Consider the following 14223-nt stretch of genomic DNA (forward strand, 5'->3'; position numbering starts at 1 on the left):
TCAGTCGAACGTGGCGTCCAGCGCGGCGTTCAGATCCGCCAGCAGGTCGTCCGTGTCCTCGAGGCCGACCGAGAGGCGCAGGTGCCCCAGCTTTCGGAACGGCTCGGGGTAGGCGGCGACCCGCCCTCCCTCGGTGCCGGTGTGCACGATCAGCGAGTCGTCATGGCCCAGGGAGAAGCCCGWGGTGATCAGGCGCWGGTTCGCGACGAACSGGTTCTGCGTCGCCGGGTCGCCGTCGACGGCGAACGACATCATCCCGCCGAAGCCGCGATCGAACTGGCGGACGGCGAGGTCGTGCTGCGGGTGCGACGGAAGCCCCGGATAGCAGACGTACGCGACGCGCGGATCCGCGTCGAGGAGCTCGGCGATCGCCTGCGCCGACTCGCCGTGCTGGCGCATGCGCATCGGCAGCGTCACGGAGCCGCGCGTGATCAGCCAGGCGTTGAAGGGCGAGATGATGCCGCCGATGTCGACCATGGCGTCGGCCTTGATCRGATCGATGAGCTCGCGACGCCCGACGACCGCGCCGGCCATGGCGTCGCCGTGACCGTTGATGTACTTGGAGAGCGAGTGCACGACGAGGTCGGCCCCGTCCCGCAGTGGACGGTACACGGGCGGCGGGGTGAAGGTGGAGTCGACCATGAGGAGGGCGCCCGCCTCGTGCGCGATCTCGGCGATCGCGGCGACGTCGGTGACCTGGGTCGTAGGGTTCGCGATCGCCTCCACGCAGACCAGCCGGGTGTTCGGGCGCATGGCCGCGCGGACGGCGTCGAAGTCGGTGATGTCGACGAACGTCGCCTCGATGCCGTAGCGCTGCGGCAGCAGCTCCGACCACAGGCGCCATGTGGCCTCGTAGACCACGTCGCTGACGACGACGTGGTCTCCCGCGCGCACGTACGTGAAGAACACGGCGTGCAGGGCGGCCACGCCCGATGCGAGCGCCACCGCGTCCTCCCCGCCGTCCAGGGCGGCGAGCTTCTCCTGCAGGGCCTGCTGGTTCACGCCCGTGTTGCGGGTGTAGAGGCCCGGCGCATTGRCCGACCAGCTGATCTCGCTGGGGTCGTCGGGCAGGTGGTACGAGTTCGCCATGACGAGCGGGGTGCGCAGCGCCAGGGTCGAATCGACATGGATTCCGCCGTGCACGGCAAGGCTCGAATCGGACAGGGTGCCGGGCTGGGTGCGGTCGGGACGTTCGGGCATGCGATCCTCCTGGGCTGGGGCCGCCGACGGTGGCGGCCCTCATACTTGGTGTGTTATATCTGCATCTTCAGTTGTTTATATTGCACGAATTACGAAGGGTCAAGATGGACGGGACGGACCACAGGATCCTCGCGGAGCTGACGGCGGACGCGCGCACACCCCTCGTCGCTCTCGCCTCGCGCGTGCATCTCTCCCGCAACGCCGTGAAGCAGCGCATCGAGCGGATGGAGCGCGACGGCGTCATCGGCGGCTACACCGTCGTGCCCGGTGAGGCGGCGTCCCGGAGGACGACCGCGATCGTGCTGGTCTACCGGGAGGACCGCATGCGCGGGGCGCACGTCGTGACAGAGCTCTCCCGTATTCCCGAGATCGTGCGCTGCGATGTCCTGTCCGGCGAGTTCGATCTGCTCGCCATCGTGCAGGCGGACGGCATGGATCGGATCGGCGAGATCTGGGAGCACATCGCCGCGCTTCCTGGAGTGGCGAACACGGTGACGTCGATTTCGCTCGCGCAGGTCATCGATCATCCGTGAGGGGCGTCGCTCGCCGCGCCGCCCCTCGATCCGGTCAGATCGTGAGGCAGACCACCTTCGGCTGCGTCATCTCCTCGAAGGCGAAGCGGACGCCCTCACGTCCCATGCTGCCGTATTTGGCGCCGCCGAACGGCATGCTGTCGACCCGGTAGTCCGAGGAGTCGTTGATCATCACGCCGCCGGCCTCGATCCGCTCCGACACGCGCAGCGCGCGTGAGAGGTCAGAGGTGAAGACACCGGCGTGCAGCGCGTACTCGATCTCGTCGGCTTGGGCGACGGCCTCGTCCTCGGTGTCGAACGGCGAGAGCACGGCGATCGGCGCGAATGCCTCGTCGCACCACAGGGCGCAGGAGAACGGCACGTCCTCGACCACCGTGGGCCAGTACACGGATCCTTCCCGGCGGTGCCCGGCGAGCACCCGCGCCCCCACGGCGACCGCGTCGTCCACGAGGCGCTCGGCGCGTTCGGCGGCGGCGTGCGAGATCATCGGCCCCACGTCGGTGCGTTCGTCGGAGGGGTCTCCGGCGATCAGTTCCTGCGTGCGCGCCACGAAGGCGGCTCGGAACTCCTCGTGCACCTCGCGCTGCACGAGGATCCGCTGCGCGCCGACGCAGTTCTGACCGGCTGCCCAGAACGCGCCCGAGACGCAGGCCTCGACGGCAGCGGGGACGTCCGCGTCCGAGAACACGATGACCGGGGCGTTGCCGCCGAGCTCCATCGCGAGCCGCTTGAGCCCGGCGCCGCGGGCGATCGCCTCGCCGGTCGCGAAGCCGCCCGTGAACGACACCAGACGCACGTCCCGCGCGGCGATGAGCGCCTGCGCGAGCTCGCGGTCGCCGTGCACGACGGTGACGACCTCGGGCGGCATCCCCGCCTCGATGAGCAGGCCGACGAGGAAGCGAGCGGTAATCGGCGTGAAAGGAGACGGCTTCAGGATCACCGCATCCCCGGCGGCCAGCGCAGGACCCAGCTTGTGCGCGACCAGGTTGAGGGCGTCGTTGTACGGCGTGATCGCGACGACCAGGCCGAGCGGTTCGCGGGTGAACCAGCCGCGCCGGTCGGCGGATCCCTCGAACGCGTCGAACGGGATCACCTCGCCCGCGTTCGAGCGGGCCGCCTCTGCCGACAGCGACAGGGTCGTCACGGCGCGGCGCACCTCCTTGCGGGCCTGGCGGATGGTCTTGCCCGCCTCCCGGACGATCAGCCCGGCAGCCTCGTCGGACCGGGAGCGCAGCATCGCGGCGGCGCGATCGAGGATGCCGTGGCGCTCGAATCGGGTGAGCCCTCGCGCGATCGCGAAGCCCGCTGTGGCGCGCGCGAGGATGGACTCCAGGTCTGCGGGAGTGCTGCGCGGCACCGCTCCGATCACCTGGCCGTCGTAGGCATCGTGGACGAGCAGCTCGTCGCGACTCACGTCGGAGTGGCGCGTCTCGGTGGGGGCGGTGCTCATCGTGCCGTCTCCGCCAGGGCGCGCTGGTGCGCGTCGATCGCGATGATGTCGGACAGCAGCGCGTACGCCGTCTCGATGCGCCCGGCGCCCGGGCCCGACACGGTCACGGCGCCGAGCATGTCGGTGTCGAACGAGACCGCGTTGGTGGCTCCGGACACGCCCGCCAGCGGGTGCGCGAGCGGCAGCGCGACCGGCTCCACCGATGCGACGACCCCGCCGTCCGCGGTGCGGGTGGCCGATCCGATCAGCTTCCAGCGCCGGCCCTCGGCGGCCGCCGCGGTGATGTCCTCCGGTGTGATGGCGGAGATCCCGCGACGAACGACGTCCGCGGTCGTGATTCCGGCGCCCAGGATCTCATTGGCGAGGATCACGACCTTGAGCTGCACGTCGGATCCCTCGATGTCGGCGCTCGGATCCGCCTCGGCATAACCCAGCGCCTGCGCCTCGGCGACGGCGTCGGCGAGCGTCGCGCCGGCCTCCATCCGTCCGAGGACGAAGTTGCTCGTACCGTTCAGGATCCCCTCGACCCCCGAGATGCGCGTGCCGCGGAGCATGTCCGACGCGAAGCGGAGCACGGGGGTTCCGCTCATCACCGCGCCCTCGTGCGCGAACCGCACGCCGTGGTCGGCGGCGATGCGGTGCAGTTCGGCGCCGGCGAGTGCGACCGGGCCCTTGTTCGTGGTCGTGACGCTCTTCCCGCTCTCGAGCGCCGCGCGCACGTGCGACACGGCAGGCTCTCCGTCGACCGGATTCGTGAACGTGGCCTCTACGACGATGTCCGCGGTGGTGTTGCGGATGATGAAGTCGTTCTGCGGCACCGCAGCGCCGCCGGGCATGCCTGCGAACGTGGCGCCCTCGGGCATCGCGAACACCGCGCCCAGGTCGATTCCGTCGGCGCGCATGAGCGAGCCGAGCCGGAGGTCGGTGATCGCGACGACGCGGAGTTCGAAACCGAGATCGTCGGCGAGCGCCGTTCCACGGGTATGGATGATCTCGGCGAGGGCGCGGTTGACGCCGCCGAAGCCGATGAGGGCGAGGTCGTGACGATGCACGGCGGACTCCTTCGAGAGAGTGGATGGATACTGCGGCCCCCATCCTCGAGGCGCGGGGTGGCGGGGCGCGCCTGCCCGAGTGGCGGCGGGGACTGCCGTTGCGGCGGTCCGTCCGACGATCTGTCCGGACCTGCGGCAAGCGGCGGTCTCCGCTGCGCCGGCGCTTGTGCGGGGGTGCGGCGCCGGGTAATGTCCCGAAACAATTCGTGCGACATCGACACACTGCTGTGGTGATATAGCACGAAGCCTTTCGTCTCAGCCCCACCCGAACCCTTGAATGCGAGACCTCATGAGCCCACTGCCCGGGGAGAAAGAACTCCCCAACGCCCTGCCCCGCACCACCGCGACCCAGGTACCGCTGCGCCGACTGCAGCGTTCGATGGATGCGCGCCACCTGATCATGATCGCTCTGGGCGGTGTGATCGGATCCGGCCTGTTCCTCAGCTCGGGCTACACGATCAGCCAGGCCGGTCCGCTCGGTGCGATCATCGCCTACCTGATCGGCGCGTTCGTGGTCTACCTCGTGATGGCGTGCCTGGGCGAGCTCGCCACCGCCTACCCGGTGTCCGGCGCGTTCCACATCTACGCCTCCCGCTCGATCGGCCCGGCCACGGGCTTCACGACCGCCTGGCTGTACTGGCTGTGCTGGGTGGTCGCCCTCGGCTCCGAGTTCACGGCGGCGGGCATCCTCATGCAGCGCTGGTTCCCGGCCGTGCCGGTCTGGGTCTGGTGCCTCATCTTCGCGGCCGTGCTGTTCACGATCAACGCGATCTCCGCCCGCGTGTTCGGCGAGACCGAGTTCTGGTTCTCGCTCATCAAGGTGCTCGCCATCGTGGTGCTCATCGTGCTCGGCGCCGCCGCCATCTTCGGGTTCACGCCGCTGTCGGCTGAGCACCCGGCCGCGCTGCTGTTCCGCAACTTCGACACGCCCCACGGACTCTTCCCGGGTGGCGTCGGCGGCGTGCTGATGACCTCGCTCGCCGTGTTCTACGCGTTCAGCGGATCCGAGCTCATCGGCGTCGCCGCGGGCGAGACGAAGGATCCCGGCCGCAACATCCCGCGCGCGCTGCGCTCCACAGTGCTGCGCCTGCTCGTGCTCTTCGTGGGATCCATCACCGTGATCGCCGCGATCCTGCCCTACGACAAGGCGGGCGTGACCAGCAGCCCGTTCGTCGACGTGTTCCAGTACGTCGGGGTGCCGTTCGCGCCCGACATCATGAACTTCGTCATCATCACGGCGCTGCTGTCGGCGGGCAACAGCGGGCTGTTCTCGTGCGCGCGCATGCTGTTCTCGCTCGCGGAGGAGGGGCACGCCCCGAAGGCGTTCACCCGGCTCACCCGGCGCGGCATCCCGATCGTCGCGCTCAGCGTGAGCATGGTGCTCGGACTGGTCTCGCTGCTGTCCAGCGTGATCGCCGCCGAGACCGTCTACCTCGTCCTCGTGTCGATCGCGGGCTTCGCGGTCGTGGCCGTGTGGATGTCGATCGTCGCGGCGCAGTTCTTCCACCGCAGGGCGTTCCTGCGCGGGGGCGGGGATCTTTCGACGCTGCCCTACCGCACGCCGTTGTACCCGGTGGTGCCGATCCTCGCGTTCGTGCTGCTGCTGATCTCCGTCATCGCGATCGCGTTCGACCCGAACCAGGTCGCCGCGCTGTACTTCGGCGTGCCGTTCGTGGGCCTGTGCTACCTGTACTTCTGGTGGCGGTACGGGCGGCGCGGCGCCGCACGCGTCGAGGTCGTCTCGGAGGAAGCGCCGGTCGACCGCGCGGAGGATCCGGCGGCGGAGGAGCCCATCGCCGGCATCGGACGATGACCCGCGGACCGGGATGGATCGAGGTCGACGTCGACGCGATCGCGTACAACGTCGCGACGGTTCTGCACGAGCTCGGCCCCACGCCGCTGTGCGGGGTGGTCAAGGCCGATGCGTATGGCCACGGCGTCGATCTCGTCCTCCCGGTCCTCATGGCGGCGGGCGTCGACATGATCGGCGTCACCGCGAACGAGGAGGCGCACAGCGCGCGGCGGCTCGGATTCCGCGGCCGGATCCTGCGCGTGCGCCCCGCGTTGCGCGAGGAGATCGAGGACGCGGCCTCGGCGCGCGTCGAGGAGTGGGTGGGCGGCCTCGCCCACGCCCGCGAGATCGACGCGGCCGCACGGATGATCGGTCGCCGGATTCCAGCACACGTCTCGATCAACGCCACCGGGCTCAGCCGTGACGGGGTCGACCTGGGTCGTGCGGGCGGTCGCGACGAGGTGAGTGCCATCGGCGCCCTGCCCGGCCTGCATCCGATCGGCGTCTGCGCGCACTTCCCCTGCGAGGATGAGCGCGACGTCGCCGAGGGGGCGGAGGCCTTCGGTTCGCAGTCCGCCGAGGCGGTCGCTCTGCTCGGGCCGGACACGGGCCGCCGCGTCGAGCGGCATTGCGCGACCTCGTTCGCGGCGCTGACCGTGCCGGCATCGAGGTTCGATCGGGCCCGCGTGGGCGCCGCGCTCTACGGAGACACCTCGGCGCGGCCCGGCCTGCTGCGACCGGCACTGCGTCTGCTCTCGCGGGTCGCCGCCGTCAACGTCTATCCGACGGGCAGCACCGTCGGCTACGACCGGACGCATCGGACGGCGCGGACCTCCCGCCTCGCCGTCGTCCCGCTCGGGTACGCCGATGGCTTCCACCGCGTGCTCGGCGGTCGTGCCGAGGTGCTCGTAGGCGGGCGACGGGCGCCGGTGGTCGACCGGCACGCGATGAACACCCTCATCGTCGACGTCACGGACCACCCCGGGGTGCAGGTCGGGGACGAGGTGGTGCTCGCCGGCGCGCAGGGGGACGAGGAGATCACGATGCAGGATCTGGAGCGGGCCTCGGGCCAGATCGCCGCCGACCTCTACACCGCGTGGGGCCGCCTGCTGCCCCGCCGCGTGCGCAGCGGGACGCCGTCGTGAGCGGCGCGAAAGCCCCGGGTAGGCTGGCCGGATCCGGGTCGCTCCGGACGCTGCCGGTCGAAGGGGGAAGCAGGATGTCCGCTCCCTCGTCGCTGTCCCAGGGGCTGACGCTGCTCGAATCCGCGGTCGAGCGCGAGCGCTCCGGCCGGGCCGGCTACAACGCCTCCCGACTCGCGGACACGTCCGGCATCGAGCGGAGCCGCGTGTCCCGGTTGACCACGGAGCTGCGGGCGCTGCACTTCCTCGAACGCGACGACGCCGGTGTGCTCAGCGCCGGCGACGCCTACTTCCGGACGGCCGCGGCGCTCGAGCAGCCGTGGCTGCGTGCCGCCCGGAGCGAACTGCGGATCCTGGCCTCGACACTGAGGATGACGGCCCTGCTCGCGGCCGCCGACGGTCCTCGAGCGCTGCTGCTGCGTTCCGCGACCGGCGTGGGCTCGGCCGACGCCGCCGCGCCCTACGGGATCGCGCCGATCTGGTGCACGGGTGCCGGGAGGGCCCTGCTGTGGGACGATTCCCGGCCGGATCTGGGGGAGAGGCTGCGCGAGGTGCGGTTCGTCGGCATCGGCGGTCCGGCTGCCGCGCGTACGACGGACGAGGTGCACGACCTCATGGAGCGCGACCGCGCGGACGGGCTCATCGTGGCCGCGGACGAGTACGCGGAAGGCGTGACGGAGATCGCCCTGCCGATCCGGGCGCGGGGGGAGATCGTGGCCTCGATCGCCCTGAGCGGTGTGCTGCGGAGTGACGGGCGGATTCGCACGGCCCGCGCCGCGCTGGCGGCGGCGCGCGATCGACTGAGCGCCCTGGCGACCGGTCAGTGAGCGGCGCGGTTTCTGCGGCGTCCGTCGGACGCGCCGAGCGCGGCCGACAGCGCCTCGGCTGCAGCGACGCACGCCTCCGCGAGCTGGGCGGTGCGCGGTTGCAGGGTGCTTCGCTCCCCGACGATCTGCACACCCGCGGCCACCTCGTCGCGGAAGTCCCAGACGGGGGCCGAGACGGAGTACAGCCCGGGCTCGGCCTCCTGATCGACGAGCGCGTACCCGAGGGTGCGCGCCTCCCGCAGCCGGTCGAGGAAATCCTCTGCGGAGGCCGGCGCGTTCGGTCCCGGACTCGTGAACGCGGTCCGGGCGAAGACCGCACGTACCTCCTCGTCGGACGCGTCCCAGAGCACGGCACGCCCGGCGTCGCTGCAGAAGGCGGGATAGGCGCGGCCGACCCAGGATCCGATCATCCCGGACTCCCGGGGGATGCTCTCCACGATGGTCAGGGTGCTGTCGCCCTGCAGGACGCCGAGGAAGCAGGCCTCGCCGACGGTCTCGGCGAGCTCGTCGAGCACCTGCAGTCCCGCGGTGCGCAAGCGGCGATCCGTGAGGTCCTGCGCGGTGGCGTACCAGCTCCATGCCAGCCGGTAGCGGTGGTCCTCACCGCGCACGACGAGGTCGCGGTCGGCGAGGGCGGACAGAGTGCGGGACACCTGCGAGCGCTCCCGTTCGAGGGCGAGCGCGACGTCGCGGACGGAGACGCCGTCCGAGTCGTCGACCGACAACGCGGCGAGTGTGGAGAGCACGTCGAAGCCACGTCCCATGCTCGTCCGGGGCGGGTCGAGATCCTCGGCGAACGGCATGGCATGAGCGTACTCGACCGCCGGGATCCCTCCGGCAGATCGAGCAGAGGAAGGGCGGGACGATGACCGTATCGACGCACGTCGATCGCGAGAGCGAGTTCGCCGCGCTCACGATCCTGGACGGCGGGATGTCGACCGCCCTCGAGCAGCAGGGGATCGAGGTGGGCGGCGCGCTGTGGACGGCGCGCCTGCTCGCCGACGAGCCGGAGCGGATCGCCCGCGCCCACCGCGCGTTCTTCGAGGCCGGAGCCCAGGTCGCGACGACCGCGACCTACCAGGCGAGCGAGCGCGGGTTCGTCGCAGCCGGCCTGGATGCCGCCGAGGCTCGGGCGCTCGTGGCGCGCGGGGTGACGATCGCGCGGGAGGCGCGAGACGAGTGCGCCGTCTCCAGGGCGGGGCTCCGTGTGGCGGCGTCGGTGGGCCCCTATGGCGCCGTGCTCGGCGACGGCTCCGAGTACCGGGGCCGGTACGGCGTCGCCGCGCGTCAGCTGCGCGACTTCCATGGCCCGCGTCTCGAGGCGCTCGCCGCGGCCAGCCCTGATCTGTTCGCGGTCGAGACCATCCCGGACCTCGAGGAGGCCGTGGTGATCGCCGCGCTGCTCGACGACCTCGGTGTTCCGGCCTGGTTCAGCTACTCCGTGCGCGGCGATGACACCTGCGCCGGGCAGCCGCTCGCCGACGCCTATGCCGCGCTCGCCGGCTCGCACATGGTGATCGCTGCGGGCGTCAACTGCTCGGACGAGAACGACGTGCTGGGCGCAGTGGAGACGGCGGTGGGGCAGACCGGGCTCCCGGCGGTCGCATATCCGAACCATGGCGGCGTGTGGGACAGCGGGACGAAGACCTGGTCGCGGGCGCGTCCCCTCGACCTCGACCTGGTGGATGCCTGGATCGCCGCCGGCGCCCGCTACGTGGGCGGCTGCTGCGGCTTCGGACCGACGGAGATCGCTGCACTGGCGCAGCGCCTCGACCGACGCGATCCCCGTGCCGTGCCGCCAGGGCTGCTGCGCGAGCCTTAGCCCGTCCATAGCGGCGGCAAAGCGCTCGTCCCGGGGCGCTGCCGAGCATGGATCCCATGACCCAGGATCCGACTCTCGACCTCGATGTCGTCGTCCCCGTGCACAACGAGCAGGACACGCTCGAGCAGAGCATCGCGCTGCTGCATGAGCACCTCAGCGCCGAGGCGCCGGGCTCCTGGCGGATCACGATCGCTGACAACGCCAGCACCGACGGCACGGCGGCGATCGCCGATGGGCTGGCCGCGCGGCTGGATCGCGTGGTCGTGGCGCACCTCGCCGAGAAGGGACGGGGCCGGGCGCTCAAGGCGGTGTGGTCGACGTCGCCGGCGCGGGTGCTCGCGTACCTCGACGAGGACCTGTCGACCGATCTGCGCGCACTGCTGCCGCTGGTCGCCCCGCTGCTCAGCGGCCATTCCGATCTCGCGATCGGATCCCGCCTGGCCAGCGCCTCGCGTATCGTACGCGGCGGCAAGCGCGAGTTCGTCTCGCGCTCCTACAACGCGCTGCTGCGCGGCACGTTCGGTGTGCGGTTCAGTGACGCGCAGTGCGGGTTCAAGGCGATCCGCGCCGATGTCGCGCGTCGTCTGCTGCCGTATGTCGAGGACACCGACTGGTTCTTCGACACCGAGCTGCTGATCCTCGCGGAGCGTGCGGGGCTGCGGATCCACGAGGTGCCCGTCGATTGGATCGACGACCCGCACAGCTCGGTCGACATCGTCGCGACCGCGACCGCCGACCTCAAGGGGATGGTGCGTGTCGGCGCCGGTCTCGCGCGCGGTCGGATCCCCGTCGACGACCTCTATCGGGACATCGGGCGGCATCCGTTCGCCCAGCCGCGGACGCCCTTGATCGCCCAGGTCTCGCGCTTCAGCGTGATCGGAGTGCTCTCCACGATCGCCTATGCGTTGGTCTACCTGGTTCTCCAGGTGCTGATGCCTGCGCAGACCGCGAACTTCCTGGCGCTGCTCGTCACCGCGATCGCCAATACCGCCGCGAATCGCCGCTTCACCTTCGGCATCCGCGGCAGAGCCGGTGCCACGACGCATCATCTGCAGGGGCTCGTGGTGTTCGGGATGGCCTGGGCGCTCACGAGCGGATCCCTCGTCCTCCTGCAGTCAGCGGATCCGCATCCGGGCGCCTTCGCGGAGGTGGGCGTGCTCACCGTCGCGAACCTCGCCGCCACGTTGCTGCGATTCGCGCTGCTGAGGGTCTGGGTGTTCCGCGAGCCGGCGCGCAGACGCGGCGGCACTGCACCCGCCGAACCCGTCGAACAGCTGTCCACCCGGCACCACCTCACCACTCTCGCTCAGGAGGCGAACCGATCATGAACGCATCGGTGGCCGTCGCGCCCGCTCTGCCCACCCACCCGCCGACCGGATCGCACCCGGTTGTGGTGAACAGCGCCGTCGTCGCGACCCCGCGGTCCCGCTGGGAGGCGCCCGCCTATGCCGGCGCGCTTCTGCTGACCGGGATCTTGTACGTCTGGAACCTCGCCTCGAGCGGCTGGGCCAACGCGTTCTACTCCGCCGCCGTGCAGGCCGGCACGCAGAACTGGGTCGCGTTCTTCTACGGATCCAGCGATGCCGGCAACTCCATCACGGTGGACAAGCCGCCGGCGAGCCTGTGGGTGATGGAACTGTCGGCGAGGATCTTCGGGCTCAGCTCGTGGAGCATCCTCGTTCCCGAGGCGCTCATGGGTGTGGCGACCGCCGCGATCATCCTGTTCACCGTGCGGCGCCGGTTCGGCGCGGCCGCGGCGCTGGTGTCGACGGGCGTCTTCGCGCTGACCCCCGTCGCCGCGCTCATGTTCCGGTTCAACAACCCGGATGCGCTGCTCCTGCTGCTGCTGACCGCATCGGTGGCGATGACCCTGCGCGCGATCGACCGGAATCGGCTGCGCTGGCTGCTGCTCGCCGGGGTCGCGGTCGGCTTCGGATTCCTGACCAAGCAGCTGCAGGCGTTCCTCGTGCTGCCGGTGCTCGCCGGTCTGTACGCTGCGTTCGCGGGTGTTCCGATCCTGAAGAGGCTGTGGCATCTGCTGGCCGCGCTGGGCGCCGTGATCGTCTCGGCGGGCTGGTGGGTCGCGGTGGTCGAGCTGGTGCCGGCGTCGGCGCGGCCCTACATCGGCGGCTCGCAGACGAACAGCTTCCTCGAGCTCACTTTCGGCTACAACGGCCTGGGGCGGCTCACCGGGAACGAGACCGGAAGCGTCACCGGAGGTGGTGGCGCGGCCGCCGCCGGCGGTGGCGGGATGTGGGGATCCACCGGCCTGTTCCGCCTCTTCGAGAACGAGATCGGCGGGCAGATCTCCTGGCTGATCCCCGCGGCCCTGATCCTCTGCGCCGGCGCCCTCGTGCTCATCGGCCGGGCGCCCCGGCGGGATCCTCGCCGCATCCTGATCGTCGCGTTCGCGAGTTGGCTCGTCGTCACGATGCTCGCGTTCAGCTTCATGGCCGGGATCTTCCACGCGTACTACACGGTCGCGCTGGCCGCGCCGCTCGCCGGGCTCCTCGGGGCATCAGGTGCCGTCCTGTTCCGGCACCGGGACCGGCTGTGGGTGCGCATCCTGCTCGCGGTGTCCGCGGTCCTCACCGCCGCCTGGGCCTGGGTGCTGCTGGACCGCGCGGTCTCCTGGCTGCCGTGGCTGAAGGTCGTCGTGCTGATCGTCTCGGCGGCTGGTGCGCTGCTCGTCCTCATCCCGCCGCGGTCGCGGATCCTCACCGCCTCGACCCTGTCCGCGCTGCTCGTGGGGGCACTCCTCGCCCCTGCCGCGTACACGATCGAAACGGTCGGCGCGGCCCACTCCGGCTCGATCGTGACCGCGGGGCCGACGGTGCAGGGCGGCATGGGCGGATTCGGCGGGCGCGGCTTCACCGGTGGTGCGCCGGGTGGCAACGGCGGCTTCGGAGGCCGCGCACCCGGTGGCAACGGGTTCCCCGGAGTCCAGACCGGCACGGGCACCCAGGGCGGCACGGGAATGCCGGGAGGCACGGGACCACAGGGCGGCGCCGGAGCGGCGGGTGGGCGTGGCATGGGCGGCGCGGGCGGGCTGCTCGAGGCCTCCACGGTCAGCTCCGCCATGAAGACGCTCCTCACGGCCGACGCCTCGAGCTACACCTGGGCCGCGGCGGCGATCGGCTCGCAGACCGCGGCCGGGTACCAGCTGGGCTCGGGTGCGGCCGTGATGCCGATCGGCGGCTTCAACGGCAGCGATCCCTCGCCGACGCTCGCCCAGCTCCAGGCCTACGTGGCATCGGGACGGATCCACTACTTCATCGCCGGCGGGCGGATGGGAGGATCGAACGGCGGCAGCGACGTGTCCTCCCAGATCCAGCAGTGGGTCGAGGCGAACTTCACGGCGAAGACCGTCGACGGCGTGACGGTCTACGACCTGACGGCGCAGAATTGAACCCGCAGGGGCGAGGGGGAGCAGATCATGGCTGACATCACGACCGACCCCGCGGCCGCTGCGGCTTCGATGCCCCTCGGCCTGCCGCCGATCGTGCGGGCCGACGGATCTCCGGCGCGGGCGCTCGTGGTCGACGACGAGCAGGCGCTCGCCGCGGCGGTCGGCGGGTCGCTGGGCGCCGACGGCTGGGAGGTGCGGGTGGAGCACCGCGGCCGGAGCGCCCTCATCGCGGTGCGCGAGTTCCAGCCGGACGTGGTCGTGCTCGACATCATGATGCCGGACATCGACGGGCTGGACACCCTGGAGCGGATCCGTGCGATCCGGCCCGAGATCCGGGTGCTGTTCCTCACCGCGCTGGACAGCCACGACGACCGCATCGCGGGGCTCCGCGCAGGCGGGGACGACTATCTCACGAAGCCCTTCGCGATCGCCGAGCTGCAGGCGAGAGTGCGGGTGCTGGCCCGCACCGCTGCGGCGATCGGGCGGCCCGCCGAGGCGCAGCTGCGGGTCGGCGACCTCGCGGTGGACAAGGGCGAGGCCACGGCCGTGCTCGCCGGATCGCCGCTCGAGCTCACCCCGACCGAGTTCGAGCTGCTGCTCCTGCTCGCCAACAATGCCGGGCGCGTGCTGCGCCGGGCGCAGATCCTCGAGGCGGTCTGGGGATACGACTTCGGCACGGAGTCGAACCTCGTCGAGGTGTACGTGTCGAGCCTGCGCCGCAAGCTCGCGGCATCGACGGCGCTGAGCCTGGAGACCGTGCGGCTGGTCGGCTACGTGCTGCGCGTCGCGGACGGTGCGGGCAGTGGATCCGTTCGGGTCGACGGATCCGGATCCGGATCCGGCTCTGGACCAGGTTCTGAATCCGGTTCCGGGGGAGGCTCATGAGACGCCCTCGCAGCCTCCGCCTGCAGGTGGTGCTCATCGCCTCGGCCCTGGTCGCGGCGGTGAGCATCGTCGTCGGTGTGGTCGCGGTGCTGTCGTTGCACGACTACATGC

The 14223-nt window shown here is 71.2% G+C and carries 12 protein-coding genes; 8 read left to right on the forward strand and 4 right to left on the reverse strand.

Going from position 1 to position 14223, the window contains the following annotated elements; all coding sequences use genetic code 11:
- Positions 1-1200 carry a trans-sulfuration enzyme family protein gene (locus AC1DMN_RS15855; RefSeq protein WP_477384561.1) on the reverse strand — a complete coding sequence of 400 codons (1200 nt, stop codon included), beginning with the start codon at positions 1198-1200 and terminating at the stop codon, positions 1-3.
- Between the two features lie 104 nt (positions 1201-1304).
- On the opposite strand from AC1DMN_RS15855, the gene AC1DMN_RS15860 reads away from it, so the two are divergent.
- Positions 1305-1733, forward strand: coding sequence for an Lrp/AsnC family transcriptional regulator (locus AC1DMN_RS15860; protein WP_440735052.1), 429 nt, complete (start codon positions 1305-1307; stop codon positions 1731-1733).
- Positions 1734-1767: 34 nt separating this feature from the next.
- Here AC1DMN_RS15860 and AC1DMN_RS15865 read toward each other — a convergent pair whose 3' ends face one another.
- Positions 1768-3183 (reverse strand): aldehyde dehydrogenase family protein, encoded by a 1416-nt coding sequence (locus tag AC1DMN_RS15865; protein ID WP_477230503.1) that lies wholly within the window; start codon positions 3181-3183, stop codon positions 1768-1770.
- The gene (locus AC1DMN_RS15870; protein ID WP_477230502.1) at positions 3180-4235 is read right to left on the reverse strand and encodes a homoserine dehydrogenase; all 1056 of its coding nucleotides are present in this window, start codon (positions 4233-4235) and stop codon (positions 3180-3182) included. The genes AC1DMN_RS15865 and AC1DMN_RS15870 overlap by 4 nt, the downstream gene beginning before the upstream one ends.
- A 289-nt stretch (positions 4236-4524) precedes the next feature.
- Between AC1DMN_RS15870 and AC1DMN_RS15875 the strand changes: the two genes are divergently transcribed.
- The 3 genes from AC1DMN_RS15875 (at position 4525) to AC1DMN_RS15885 (ending at position 7996) form a co-directional block, all read left to right on the forward strand.
- Positions 4525-6048, forward strand: a complete 1524-nt coding sequence (locus AC1DMN_RS15875; RefSeq protein WP_477384563.1) for an amino acid permease — start codon at positions 4525-4527, stop codon at positions 6046-6048.
- The gene (gene alr, locus AC1DMN_RS15880) at positions 6045-7172 is read left to right on the forward strand and encodes an alanine racemase (protein ID WP_477230500.1); all 1128 of its coding nucleotides are present in this window, start codon (positions 6045-6047) and stop codon (positions 7170-7172) included. Before AC1DMN_RS15875 ends, alr begins: the two co-directional genes overlap by 4 nt.
- A 74-nt stretch (positions 7173-7246) precedes the next feature.
- Positions 7247-7996 (forward strand): IclR family transcriptional regulator domain-containing protein, encoded by a 750-nt coding sequence (locus AC1DMN_RS15885; protein ID WP_477230499.1) that lies wholly within the window; start codon positions 7247-7249, stop codon positions 7994-7996.
- Here AC1DMN_RS15885 and AC1DMN_RS15890 read toward each other — a convergent pair.
- Positions 7990-8799 carry an IclR family transcriptional regulator gene (locus AC1DMN_RS15890; RefSeq protein ID WP_477230498.1) on the reverse strand — a complete coding sequence of 270 codons (810 nt, stop codon included), beginning with the start codon at positions 8797-8799 and terminating at the stop codon, positions 7990-7992. The genes AC1DMN_RS15885 and AC1DMN_RS15890 overlap by 7 nt on opposite strands.
- A 62-nt stretch (positions 8800-8861) precedes the next feature.
- On the opposite strand from AC1DMN_RS15890, the gene mmuM reads away from it, so the two are divergent.
- The 4 genes from mmuM to AC1DMN_RS15910 are packed head-to-tail and all read left to right on the forward strand — an operon-like array spanning position 8862 to position 14112.
- Positions 8862-9818, forward strand: a complete 957-nt coding sequence (mmuM, locus tag AC1DMN_RS15895; RefSeq protein WP_477230497.1) for a homocysteine S-methyltransferase — start codon at positions 8862-8864, stop codon at positions 9816-9818.
- A 47-nt stretch (positions 9819-9865) separates the two neighbouring features.
- Positions 9866-11146 carry a glycosyltransferase gene (locus AC1DMN_RS15900; RefSeq protein WP_477230496.1) on the forward strand — a complete coding sequence of 427 codons (1281 nt, stop codon included), beginning with the start codon at positions 9866-9868 and terminating at the stop codon, positions 11144-11146.
- Complete coding sequence (locus tag AC1DMN_RS15905; protein ID WP_477230495.1) at positions 11143-13227, forward strand: glycosyltransferase family 39 protein; 2085 nt, start codon at positions 11143-11145, stop codon at positions 13225-13227. The genes AC1DMN_RS15900 and AC1DMN_RS15905 overlap by 4 nt, the downstream gene beginning before the upstream one ends.
- Before the next feature lie 27 nt (positions 13228-13254).
- Positions 13255-14112, forward strand: coding sequence for a response regulator transcription factor (locus AC1DMN_RS15910; RefSeq protein ID WP_477230494.1), 858 nt, complete (start codon positions 13255-13257; stop codon positions 14110-14112).
- Positions 14113-14223 lie beyond the last annotated feature (111 nt).

It is taken from the genome of Microbacterium sp. 01T413_2, assembly GCF_056398985.1.

Coding starts and splice junctions, on each gene's coding strand:
- AC1DMN_RS15860 (WP_440735052.1), top strand. CDS start 1,305: ATGGACGGGACGGACCACAGGATCCTCGCGGAGCTGACGGCGGACGCG.
- AC1DMN_RS15865 (WP_477230503.1), bottom strand. CDS start 3,183: ATGAGCACCGCCCCCACCGAGACGCGCCACTCCGACGTGAGTCGCGAC.
- AC1DMN_RS15875 (WP_477384563.1), top strand. CDS start 4,525: ATGAGCCCACTGCCCGGGGAGAAAGAACTCCCCAACGCCCTGCCCCGC.
- alr (WP_477230500.1), top strand. CDS start 6,045: ATGACCCGCGGACCGGGATGGATCGAGGTCGACGTCGACGCGATCGCG.
- AC1DMN_RS15885 (WP_477230499.1), top strand. CDS start 7,247: ATGTCCGCTCCCTCGTCGCTGTCCCAGGGGCTGACGCTGCTCGAATCC.
- AC1DMN_RS15890 (WP_477230498.1), bottom strand. CDS start 8,799: ATGCCGTTCGCCGAGGATCTCGACCCGCCCCGGACGAGCATGGGACGT.
- mmuM (WP_477230497.1), top strand. CDS start 8,862: ATGACCGTATCGACGCACGTCGATCGCGAGAGCGAGTTCGCCGCGCTC.
- AC1DMN_RS15900 (WP_477230496.1), top strand. CDS start 9,866: ATGGATCCCATGACCCAGGATCCGACTCTCGACCTCGATGTCGTCGTC.
- AC1DMN_RS15905 (WP_477230495.1), top strand. CDS start 11,143: ATGAACGCATCGGTGGCCGTCGCGCCCGCTCTGCCCACCCACCCGCCG.
- AC1DMN_RS15910 (WP_477230494.1), top strand. CDS start 13,255: ATGGCTGACATCACGACCGACCCCGCGGCCGCTGCGGCTTCGATGCCC.